Origin of the sequence: Microbacterium sp. Leaf351 (genome assembly GCF_001423825.1) — a bacterium.
In the GTDB taxonomy this organism is placed as follows: domain Bacteria; phylum Actinomycetota; class Actinomycetes; order Actinomycetales; family Microbacteriaceae; genus Microbacterium; species Microbacterium ginsengisoli.
This window is the reverse complement of the sequence record NZ_LMPK01000033.1, coordinates 33,368-44,124: the sequence shown is the minus strand read 5'-3', so window position 1 is coordinate 44,124 and position 10,757 is coordinate 33,368. Positions and strand designations below refer to the sequence as shown.

General features: G+C 68.6%; 12 protein-coding genes. 3 read left to right on the top strand and 9 right to left on the bottom strand.

Annotation, left to right across the window (positions count from 1 at the left end; genetic code table 11):
- Positions 1–175: hypothetical protein (locus tag ASG00_RS18750; protein WP_327037502.1), on the top strand; the 175-nt coding region annotated here is incomplete at its 5' end.
- Positions 172–2,328, top strand: coding sequence for a 1,4-alpha-glucan branching protein GlgB (gene glgB / locus ASG00_RS08520; RefSeq protein WP_056209189.1), 2,157 nt, complete (start codon positions 172–174; stop codon positions 2,326–2,328). The genes ASG00_RS18750 and glgB, both read left to right, overlap by 4 nt.
- A 34-nt stretch (positions 2,329–2,362) precedes the next feature.
- Here the strand turns inward: glgB and ASG00_RS08515 are convergent, their stop codons facing one another.
- Together ASG00_RS08515 and ASG00_RS08510 are read right to left on the bottom strand one after the other, a co-directional pair.
- Positions 2,363–3,298 (bottom strand): tetratricopeptide repeat protein, encoded by a 936-nt coding sequence (locus ASG00_RS08515; protein ID WP_045248413.1) that lies wholly within the window; start codon positions 3,296–3,298, stop codon positions 2,363–2,365.
- Positions 3,295–5,127: a hypothetical protein gene (locus tag ASG00_RS08510; protein ID WP_056208570.1), complete on the bottom strand. Its 1,833-nt coding sequence runs from the start codon at positions 5,125–5,127 to the stop codon at positions 3,295–3,297. The genes ASG00_RS08515 and ASG00_RS08510 overlap by 4 nt, the downstream gene beginning before the upstream one ends.
- A gap of 163 nt (positions 5,128–5,290) precedes the next feature.
- Between ASG00_RS08510 and ASG00_RS08505 the strand changes: the two genes are divergently transcribed.
- A complete protein-coding gene (locus ASG00_RS08505) occupies positions 5,291–6,349 on the top strand; it encodes an AI-2E family transporter (protein ID WP_045248415.1) in 1,059 nt (352 codons plus the stop codon).
- 10 nt (positions 6,350–6,359) lie between these two features.
- On the opposite strand, the gene ASG00_RS08500 is transcribed toward ASG00_RS08505, so the two are convergent.
- The 7 genes from ASG00_RS08500 to ASG00_RS17800 all read right to left on the bottom strand — a co-directional run.
- Positions 6,360–7,085, bottom strand: a complete 726-nt coding sequence (locus ASG00_RS08500; RefSeq protein ID WP_056208567.1) for an alpha/beta hydrolase — start codon at positions 7,083–7,085, stop codon at positions 6,360–6,362.
- Positions 7,082–7,369 (bottom strand): hypothetical protein, encoded by a 288-nt coding sequence (locus ASG00_RS17805; RefSeq protein ID WP_082483169.1) that lies wholly within the window; start codon positions 7,367–7,369, stop codon positions 7,082–7,084. Before ASG00_RS17805 ends, ASG00_RS08500 begins: the two co-directional genes overlap by 4 nt.
- 3 nt (positions 7,370–7,372) lie before the next feature.
- The gene (locus tag ASG00_RS08495) at positions 7,373–7,948 is read right to left on the bottom strand and encodes a lytic transglycosylase domain-containing protein (protein ID WP_235559454.1); all 576 of its coding nucleotides are present in this window, start codon (positions 7,946–7,948) and stop codon (positions 7,373–7,375) included.
- Positions 7,949–8,172: 224 nt separating this feature from the next.
- Entirely contained in the window at positions 8,173–8,778 is a 606-nt protein-coding gene (locus ASG00_RS08490; RefSeq protein WP_056208564.1) for a DivIVA domain-containing protein, read from the bottom strand.
- Positions 8,775–9,773 carry a phosphatidate cytidylyltransferase gene (locus ASG00_RS08485; RefSeq protein ID WP_082483168.1) on the bottom strand — a complete coding sequence of 333 codons (999 nt, stop codon included), beginning with the start codon at positions 9,771–9,773 and terminating at the stop codon, positions 8,775–8,777. The genes ASG00_RS08490 and ASG00_RS08485 overlap by 4 nt, the downstream gene beginning before the upstream one ends.
- A gap of 8 nt (positions 9,774–9,781) precedes the next feature.
- The gene (gene frr, locus ASG00_RS08480) at positions 9,782–10,336 is read right to left on the bottom strand and encodes a ribosome recycling factor (RefSeq protein WP_056208561.1); all 555 of its coding nucleotides are present in this window, start codon (positions 10,334–10,336) and stop codon (positions 9,782–9,784) included.
- Positions 10,337–10,410: 74 nt separating this feature from the next.
- The coding region (locus ASG00_RS17800; RefSeq protein WP_235559453.1) for a uridine monophosphate kinase at positions 10,411–10,757 on the bottom strand (347 nt) is incomplete at its 5' end.

The following is a 10,757-nucleotide window of genomic DNA, read 5'->3' as shown; positions in this document are numbered from 1 at the left end:
GCGGGAGACGACGGTGCACCTCGACTCCCGCACGTTCGGCGTCCCCGCCGGCACTCCGTTCGAGGTCGAGGATCTCGTCACGGGCGCCGTGTGGACCTGGGGCGAGCACAACTACGTGCGCCTCGACGCGTTCACCCAGCCCTCCCACATCCTGCACGTGAGGAGCAGCCGATGAGCATCATCGACGACGCCGCACTCGACGCCGTGGCGCACGGCGCCCATCACGAACCCCACGCGATCCTCGGCATCCATCCGTATCGGGATGCCGCCGGCTCCGCCCGCGCGACGGTGCGCGCCCGACGTCCCCTCGCCGACAGCGTCACGGCGGTGTTCGTCGATGGCGACCGCGTGCCGCTCGTGCACGTGCGCTCGGGGATCTGGGAGGGCGAGCGGGTCGGTCCGCCTCTCGCCTACGAGCTCGAGACGGCCTACGCGAACGGTCCGTCGTTCACCGCGGACGACCCCTATCGCCACGCACCGACCATCGGCGAGCTCGACCTGCACTTGATCGCCGAGGGGCGCCACGAGCAGCTGTGGCGGGTGCTCGGCGCCCACCTGCGCGAGAGCGACGGCACCGCCGGGGCATCCTTCGCCGTCTGGGCTCCCCACGCACGCGCCGTGCGTGTCGTCGGGGCGTTCAATAACTGGGACGGGGCCGGCCACGCACTGCGCTCGATGGGAGCGAGCGGCGTGTGGGAGCTGTTCGTCCCGCACCTCGGCGAGGGCGCCGTCTACAAGTACGAGATCCTCACCGCGCACGGCGAGTGGATCCTCAAGGCCGACCCGCTCGCCCGGCAGGCCGAGGTTCCGCCGGCGACAGCGTCGATCGTGACCAGGTCGCGCTACGGCTGGGGCGACGGCGACTGGCTGCACCACCGCTCCACGCATCAGCCCCTCGATCAGCCCATGTCGATCTACGAGGTGCACCTGGGGTCGTGGCGACAGGGGCTCTCCTACCGCGACGCCGCTGATCCGCTCATCGACTACGTCACCGCTCACGGCTTCACGCATATCGAATTCCTGCCGCTCGCCGAGCACCCCTTCGGCGGTTCGTGGGGGTATCAGGTGTCGGGCTACTACGCCCCGACCAGTCGCTTCGGCTCCCCCGACGATCTTCGCTATCTGATCGACCGACTCCATCGCGCCGGCATCGGCGTGATCATGGACTGGGTACCCGGTCACTTCCCGAAGGACGCCTTCGCCCTCGCCCGTTTCGACGGCGATGCCCTCTATGAGCACCCCGACCCTCGGCGCGGCGAGCACAAGGACTGGGGCACGCTCATCTTCGACTACGGTCGCGCGGAGGTGCGCAACTTCCTCGTGGCGAACGCCCTGTACTGGTTCGACGAGTTCCACGTCGACGGACTGCGTGTCGATGCCGTGGCCTCGATGCTCTATCTCGACTACTCCCGCGAGCCGGGAGAGTGGGAGCCGAACGTGCACGGCGGCCGCGAGAACCTCGAGGCCATCTCGTTCCTCCAGGAGGTCACCGCGACGTCCTACAAGCTGTTCCCCGGCATCTCGCTGACGGCGGAGGAGTCGACGAGCTTCCCGGGTGTCACGGCGCCCACCGACGCCGGCGGGCTGGGCTTCGGCTTCAAGTGGAACATGGGCTGGATGAACGACTCGCTGGTCTACATCTCCCGAGACCCGCTCTACCGTTCGCACCACGAGGGAGAGCTCTCGTTCTCGTTCGTCTACGCGTTCAGCGAGAACTACGTGCTGCCGATCTCACACGACGAGGTCGTGCACGGCAAGGGCAGCCTCATCGGGCGCATGCCGGGCGATCACTGGCAGAAGCTCGCGAACGTGCGCGCCTACCTCGCCTACATGTGGGCCCACCCGGGCAAGCAGCTGCTGTTCATGGGGCAGGAGTTCGGCCAGTTCGCCGAGTGGTCCGAGAGCCGCAGTCTCGACTGGTGGCTTCTCGAGCAGCCCACGCACCGTCAGCTCGCGGATTTCGTCGCGGTGCTCAACGCGACCTACAAGGCCTACGCACCCCTGTGGTCACGGGACGCCGACGGCGCCGCGTTCGCGCGCCTGGGCGGCCCCACGTGGAACCCCACCGTTCAGGCCTTCTCCCGGCGCGACCATCACGGCAACGTGGTGGTGGCGCTCTGCAACTTCGCGGGCGCGCCGGTCTACGACTACGTCATCGACCTGCCGGAACGCGGTCGCTGGCGCGAGGTGCTGAACTCCGACGCGACCGAGTACGGCGGGTCAGGGGTCGGCAACTACGGCGTCGTCGAGACGGATGCCGCGGCCCGTGCGACGCTCGTACTGCCGCCGCTCGGCGTGCTGTGGCTCGCGCACGCGGACGGCGAGTGATCGCGCGCTGACGAGCCGCGTCGGCGCCGCGGACTCAGAACAGCAGCGACGTGAGACGACCACGCGCGCGGACGACGCGCGGGTCGCTGTCCCCGATCACACCGAACAGTTCGAGCAGGCGCTCGCGCACCGGCGTGCGCTCGTCGGCCGGGAGCGCCCCGAACAGGTCGAGGAGGCGTCCGAACGCGTCATCGACGTGACCTCCGGCGAGGTCGAGATCGGCCACGGCGAACTGAGCGTCGGCATCGAGCGGTGCCGCGGCCGCCGCCGCCCGCGCCGTCTGCAGGTCGAGTCCCGCGACGCGTGCGAGCAGTCGCACCTGACCGAGACCCGCACGGGCGTCCTCGTCCCGCGGGTTCTCGACGAGCGCCTGCTCGTACGCCGCCTCGGCACGCGGATAGTCGCCGGCTTCGATCGCCGCGAAGGCCTCCTGGTGCAGCGGCGGAAGCTCCGGCTCGACGGGTTCCGTCGCGGCATCCTGCTCGCCACGGGGCACCGTGCCGGTCACGCCGTTCTGCGCCGCGACCTGCAGGAGCTGCGCGAAGACCTCACGCACCTGCTCCTCGGGGACGGCGCCGGTGAACAGCGGCACGGGCTGGCCGCCCACGAGTGCCACGACGAGAGGGATCGACTGGGCGCGGAAAGCCTGCGCAAGCTGGGGGTTCGCGTCGACGTCGACCTTGGCGAGCAGCAGCTTGCCGTCGAGCTCGAGCACGACCTTCTCGAGGATCGGGCTCAGTTGCAGGCACGGCCCGCACCATTCGGCCCAGAGGTCCACGACCACCGGCACGCTGCGGGAGATCTCGAGCACCTGCGGGAAGCTCTGGTCGGTGACGTCGATCACGAGCGAGGGCGCCCCCGCAGCCCCGGCCGCGGGTGCAGCACCCGGCGCCGGCGCTGCCGGGCGGTTGCGCAACGACGAGAGGTCGACAGCGCCGCGGAGGACGGAACCGGGGGTGGGAGAGCTCACTGGATCACCTTCGCGTCGAGCACGTTCGAACTGTAGCCGAGCAGACGGATGCGGTCGGTCGACCCCTGCGCGGGGACATAGAAGAACAGCTGGTCGGCGTAGCGGCTCGTCACGCCGGTGGGCGACTCGGTCGCGCCGGTGAGCGCCGCCACCACCTTGTTGTCGCCGAACTTGATGGTGATGTCGCCTCCCGTCGGCTTCACCGTGTCGACCTCGTTGACACTCACCGCGACGATCGCGCCGCTCTCGAGCGTCGCCAGTGCCAGCGGGGTCGTGCCGCCCGCCTCGGCCGAGAACGTGAAGCTGCCGGTGGTCGACGCGGTCGTGTTGAACTCCTGCAGGCGCTTCTGCCGGTCGGCCTGCACACTCGCGTAGAAGGCGTCCGACTGCTCATCGAAGAGGTTCGCCGATGTGCTGTTCTCCCCGTTCGTCAGCAGGTCGGCATACGCGGCCGCAAGCTGGTCGGGAGCGATGGACAGGAGTCCGAAATCCGGCGGGATCTGGGTCGCGCCCACGAAGTCCGGGGCGAGATCGGGAAGCACGGTCGATCCCGCGAGACTGCCGAGGTACTGCAGCTTGTAGTTCGACCACGGATCCTGCTGCTGGAGCATCATGATGGTCGCCGTCTTCTTGCCGTCGGTCTCGTCGCTCACAACCGCCATGACCATGCGCGGCCAGGCGTCATAGGCCTGCGGCAGGATCGGATAGACCTGACCGGACGGGATCGCCGGCAGCGCCGTCATGTCGGACACCTTGCCGCGCAGGGTGTAATTCGTCTGACGCTCCGCCAGTGCGGCGCCCGCGAGACGCGTGGCGGCCAGATTCGCATCGAGAGACGCGTCTGCGGTGCCGACGGTGTCACGCACGCGAGCGATGATGTTCTGCGCCTGCGCGGAACTCACCACCGGGGCGGGCTGTCCCGCCGGTACCGTCGGCGCTGCCGAATCGGAGGGACTGGACGAAGGATCGGGCACCGGCCAGGAATCGGCCGAGCATCCCGCGAACGCGAGGACGCCCACGAGGGCGATCGGAAGCGCGAGCAGCCGTCGGGTGCCCCGAGACCGGCGTGTCGAGGGCGGGCTCGAAGAGATGACGCCGCGGTCGGGCGACTCGATCGCGAGATCGATCGGCTCGGTCACCGGAAGAGGCGGCGGAGCCTTGCGACGCGGGCCGCGGGACCGTCGCGAATGCCGGATCGCGAGGATGTACAGCACGATGCCGACGAGAAGGAACACTCCTCCGAGCACGATGAGGGGCCCGGCCCAGGGGGTCGATGCGCGCAGCGGCCAGCTGATCGTCACCGTCGACGGTGCGGCGGCCTTGCCGTCAGACGCGACCAGCACGCTCATTCCCTGCGGCACCTGCAGCGAGCTGGAGAGGGCACCGCTTCCGGAGAACTCCTCGAGCCACAGATCCGAGCCGGTCGGGGGAACGGGAGTCGCGGCATCCGTCGCGACCTGCTCGTTGGTGGCGTCCGTCGGATCGACGGTCTGCGCTGCGTTCGCCGCAGCCGCCACCACCGTCGTCTGGGTGTTGCCCGACGCGTCGAGCGTGACGTCGTTGTACGACACGTTCGACAGCCACGCCTTCACGTCGGCGGTACGGCCATACGACACGAACAGAGCGGATGCCCCGCGCAGCGCGACCCGCTGGACGCCCGGCTCGCGAGTGAGCACAGCACCGTCGATCAGCGTGTACGGGGCCGATCCGCTCGTGTGAATCTGCGCGGTGCGCTCAGGGGGACCTTGGAAGATGGTCCGCTGGGAGATCCCGGCGCCGATCAGGATGGCGGCGAGCACGAATGCGGCCACGGCCCACACAAAACGCACGAAATGAGTCCTTCCCTGTCCCCGGGTATGAGACACGCCGACACGGCCGACTCTCCAGGTTAGCCCAGACGACCTGGGCACGTCCCGCGAGCGTGTACGACAGGGGCATCTCGACGGAACGCCGTAGTCTCGAGCCAGACCGACACCGCCCCCAGGAGCCGCCGTGAAGCTGTATCAGCCCTTCCGCACCGCCTTCCTCGCGACGCTCGGTGTGGGACTCGGGATCCTCCTGATCTCCAGCGTGCAGACCCTCTCGACGATCCTCCTCTACATCGGTACCGCGCTGTTCCTCTCGCTCGGACTCGAGCCCGTCGTCTCGTTCCTCGAGCGTCGGCGACTGCCGCGATGGGCCGCGGTTCTGCTGACGATCCTCGCCGTGCTCGCCCTGTTCGCCGGCATCGTGCTCATGGTGCTGCCGATCCTCATCGGGCAGGTCAGCGACCTCGTGCAGGAGATCACCCGCTACTTCCAGGCGGGCACCTTCATCGACGACGTGAAGAACTGGGTGCACACCGTGTTCCCCGGCCTCAGCGACTCGTCCATGAACGACGCTCTCACGAATGTGCAGAACTGGCTTCTCGCCAACTGGGGATCCATCACCGGAGGCCTCATCAACGCGGGTCTCGCATTCTTCAGCGGACTGACGGGCGCTGTCATCGTCCTGGTGCTCACCATCTACTTCACCGCGTCGACCCCGTCGCTGAAGGCCGCGGTGTACAGCATGGTCCCGTCATCGAAGCGGTCGCGCTTCGTGGATCTGTCCGAGCAGATCACGGATTCGGTCGGCTACTACGTCATGGGACAGGTCGCTCTCGGCGTGGTCAACGGCGTGCTGAGCGCGATTTACCTGTCGATCATCCAGGCGCCCTTCCCCGCCGTGCTCGCTGTCGTGGCCTTCTTCTTCTCCCTGATCCCCCTCGTCGGAACGCTCACCGGCTCCGCGATCATCGTCCTGACCTGCCTCATCCCCGGACTGGGATCGCCCGCAACCGCCCTCGCCGCAGGCATCTACTACCTTCTCTACATGCAGCTCGAGGCCTACGTGCTGTCCCCGCGCATCATGAACCGCGCGGTCTCCGTGCCCGGCGCGGTCGTCGTGATCGCCGCCCTCGCCGGCGGTTCCCTTCTGGGCCTGCTCGGTGCGCTCGTCGCGATTCCGATCGCCGCGAGCATCCTGATCCTCTTCCGCCAGGTGCTCATTCCTCGACAGAACGAGCTCTGAGGGCTTCGCGTCAGCCCAGCTCCCCGCTCCATTCGGTCGGGAGGGGGTCCGCCCCCGGACGAACGATCGACACGATCTCATCGAGCACGCGCCGCGTCTGCGTCTCACCCACCCAGAGGTGCTTGCCCTCGGGGACATCCACGATCCGTGCGTGCGGAACGGCGGCGAAACGTTCGCGCGCCTGCACCGGGGGGAGGAAGTCATCCCACTCCGGAACGACCGCCACCATCGGCCTCCCGTCACCGGCCCATGCGGCGAGCTCGCGCTCGGTCGTGCGTCGCAACGGCGGAGACAGAAGGATGAGCCCGGCGATGTCATGCCCACGCCCGTGTTTGAGCGCGACCTCCGTGCCGAACGACCAGCCGACGAGCCACGGCACCGGCAGTCCCCGCTCGGCGACGAACGAGACCGCGGCGGCCAGATCGGCCGCCTCGGCCTCACCATCGCCGAAGGTTCCCTCGCTCCTTCCCCGTGGCGAGACGGTGCCACGGGTGTTGAACCTCAGCACGGCGATGTCCGCCAACGCCGGAAGCCGCGCGGCCGCCTTCCGAAGGATGTGGGAGTCCATGAACCCGCCCTGCGTGGGCAGAGGATGCAGCGTCACCAGGGTCGCGACCGGACGGCGCTCGAGCGGCTCCGCCAGCTCCCCGACGAGCGTGAGCCCGTCGGACGTGCGCAGCGACACCTCTTCACGTCGCGCCGGCAGCTGCACCGCGCCTCGGATCTCCGCGCTCATCCGATCCGCCAGCAGCTCTCGTGCCAGTGACGACGAGCGGCGAGGTCAGCCGCATCACCGAGGACCCCGTCAGCCCGCCATGCGACCAGGTGGGCTGTACCCGGAATGACCACGCGCCCGCACCCCGGGCAGACGTACTCCTTGACGGCATTCGCCGGACCGACCGGCTGCACGTTCCACTCGACACCGCGGCGAGTCTCGATTCGCCGAAACCCTTGCAGCAGCCGGTCGAACGAATCATCGGCCGCGCTGTCGTCTCGCCGACGGCGATGCGACCGCGGCACGGCTCAATACCAGCCGGTCGCGTTCGAGTGAGCCCAGGCACCGCACGGGGTGCCGTAGCGGCCCGTGATGTACCCCAGGCCCCAGGTGATCTGTGTGGCCGGGTTGGTCTGCCAGTCGGCGCCGGCGCTGGCCATCTTGCTGCCGGGAAGGGCCTGCGGGATGCCATAGGCGCCACTCCCCTTGTTGTAGGAGGCGACGTTCCAGCCCGACTCGCGATTCCACAGGGCGACCAGGCACGAGAACTGGTCCTGCCCCATGCCGCGCGCCTCCAGCATCTGCAGTGCGATCGCCTGCGCGGTGCCGGGGTCCGGGGTCACGAACGGCGGAACGAACGACTTCACACTCGAGGTGGCCGTCGCGACGACCTTCGGCTTGGCCGCGGCCGAATAGCCCCCGCGGTCGAGCTCGACCGTCGCGTCACCCGACACCGACAGCGACTGCGCCGCCGCGACGGTGATCGAGTAGATCGACGAGGGCGCGGATGCCGCACTCGGATCCGTGCCCGCTGATGCCACCGCCATGCCCGCAGGGGCGAGAGACGCGCCCAGGAAGCCCACGGCGGCGACCACGGCGAACACGCTCGCAACCGCCCGCCGACGAGACCATCGAGGACGACGGGCGACCACCGCGGACCGCGGCATCTGCGCCGCCGCCAGGCGCGCTTCCCGTCGGGTGGCGGGAGCGGTGCGCACAGTCGTCACGTGGTAGCCAGAAGTCACAGTGTCGCGAGTCTAACCCGCACAGCCTGGGTGCGCCATCGATGCCGACGCGTGCCGCTGCATCCGATCAGTCCACAATCCGATCAGTCCACAGCCAACTGCACGGTGACGACGGCATCGAGCACCGCGTCGACCTGCAGCTCGTCGTAGCCGCCGCGCTGCATGCGGAATGCAACAGCGCGCACCTGCTCAACGGTGACCGGCTCCCCCGCCGCCAGGTATCCGGCGATACGGTCGGCGACGATGTCGACCTCATCGAGCCGATAGCCGTAGCGGATCCAGGGAACTCGCGCGAACCGCTCGCGCCGGGGACGCGTGAGCCGATCGAGGATCTCCTGCGCCAGGCCGCGGTGCACGTCGATCCACCGGGCCGGTCCGAGGGCGTCGATCGCGTCTGCGCGCTCCCGCGCAGCGAAGGCGTCTTCCACCCGCGACAGGGCGGCGTCGACCGCTGCGACCTGGTAGCCGTGCCGCACGACCGGGAACGACGCCGAGCGCACGCTCTCCGCGCTGAAGGGTGAGCCCGCAGCATCCGTCTCGAACGCGTCCCGTGCCTGCGCCAGGAATGCCTCCACCGCTCGCGGCTCGTATCCGCGAGTACGCCCGCGCTCGACCGGGAACAACGGCTCGCTGTAGGCGTCCGCCTCGATCTGATCGATCGCACTCGACGGTTCGTCGTGAACGGTCATGACACCACTCCCATCGGGAAGAACACGTAGTACAGGGCCAGAGCCGCTCCGGCCGACGGAAGGATCGAATCCAACCGGTCGAGGACGCCGCCGTGACCGGGGAGCCACGAACTCATGTCCTTGATGCCCAGGTCCCGCTTGATCATGGATTCGCCGAGGTCACCGGCGGTCGCGGTGCCGAGGATAACAAGTCCGATGATGATGCCGGTCCACCACGGGAGACCGAGCATCAGCCACGCCAGCAGAATCGCGCCGACGACGGAGAGCACTGCAGCTCCCGCGAAGCCCTCCCAGGTCTTCTTGGGACTGATCTTCGGCGCCATCGGATGACGTCCCAAGGTCAGACCCGAGACGTAGGCGCCGGTGTCCGCGACGATCGTGATGATGAGGAACGCCATCACCCACCACTCGCCATGCGGTTGCCGCAGCAGCAGAATGGCGAGGCTCGCCAGGAACGGAACGTAAAGAGGGACGAAGGTGGCCAGCAGCACGTCGTCGACGACGTTGCCGTAGGTGCGGCCGTCCCGCTCGATCATCTGCCCCACGAGGCGCCAGACGATCGCGACCACCACGCCGCAGAAGAGCGCGACCCACATCTGCCACGGCCCGAGCAGGTATGCCGTCGCCGGCACGATCACGGCGATCGCGACCTGCGGGATGAGGTCGACCTTCCGGCCGGCACCTTGCAGCGCTCGCGAGAACTCGAAGACCCCGAGGACGGCGACCGCGAGGGCGAACAGCGCGAACGGCCAGTTCGCGAAGACGAGCGAGACGAACACGACCAGACCGATCGCGAGGCCGATCACGATCGCGAGGATCAGGTCTCGCCCCGTGCGCTGCTTGATGCGCGCATTCGCCTCTTCGAACTCGGCGCGTGCGTGCGCCATCTGCAGTTCGAACTCGTTGCGCGGCGCTCGCGAGGAACGCCGCATCGACCCGTGGCCGCTCGGCACGGTGTCCGGCGACGGGTCGGCGTCGCGCGACGAGTCACTCATGATCGCGGTCAGACCTCGAGGAGCTCGGCCTCTTTGCGCTTGAGCGCGTCGTCGATCGAGTCGACGTGGCCGCGGGTGAGCGCGTCGAGCTCCTTCTCCGCACGCACGAGGTCGTCTTCACCGACCTCGGACTTCAGCGCGTCCAGATCGTCCTTGGCCTTGCGGCGGATGCCACGAAGGTGCACCTTCGCGTCCTCCCCCTTGCCGCGGACGATCTTCACGAACTCCTTGCGACGCTCCTGAGTCAGCTCAGGAAGGCTCACGCGCACGATGTTCCCGTCATTGGTGGGATTCGCGCCGAGGTTCGGCATGTCGCGGATCGCCTGCTCGATCGCCTTGAGAGCGGTCTTGTCGTACGGGGTCACGATGAGGGTGCGGGCCTCGGGGTTCGCGAGAGAGGCCAGTTGCGCGAGCGGGGTGGGAGTCCCGTAGTACTCGACGAGCACCTTCTGGAACAGCTGCGGGTTCGCGCGCCCGCTGCGGACGGTCGCGAAGTCCTCCTTCGCGGACTCGACAGCGCGGTCCATACGCTCTCCGGCATCGGCCAGAACGTCGGCGATCATGGGTGTCTCCCCTCGGTGGTGCAGTCTCAGAGTCTAGTGGCAGGGTCTCCGCCCGACCTGGGCGGGAACGAGGGTCACGAGGTGACGAGCGTGCCGATCTTCTCGCCCAGAAGCGCCTTGGTGATGTTGCCGTCGGGCTCCATGCCGAACACGCGCATGTCGATGCGGTTGTCCATGCACAGGCTGAACGCGGTGGAGTCGACGACCTTCAGTCCCCGCACGAGCGCGTCGCCGTAGGTGATGGTGTCGATCCGCGTCGCCGCGGGGTCCTTGCGAGGATCGGCCGTGTACACGCCGTCCACACCGTTCTTCGCGACGAGCACCTCATCAGCACCGATCTCGAGCGCGCGCTGCGCGGCGACGGTGTCCGTCGAGAAGTAGGGAAGACCCGCACCGGCGCCGAAGATCACGACGCGGCCCT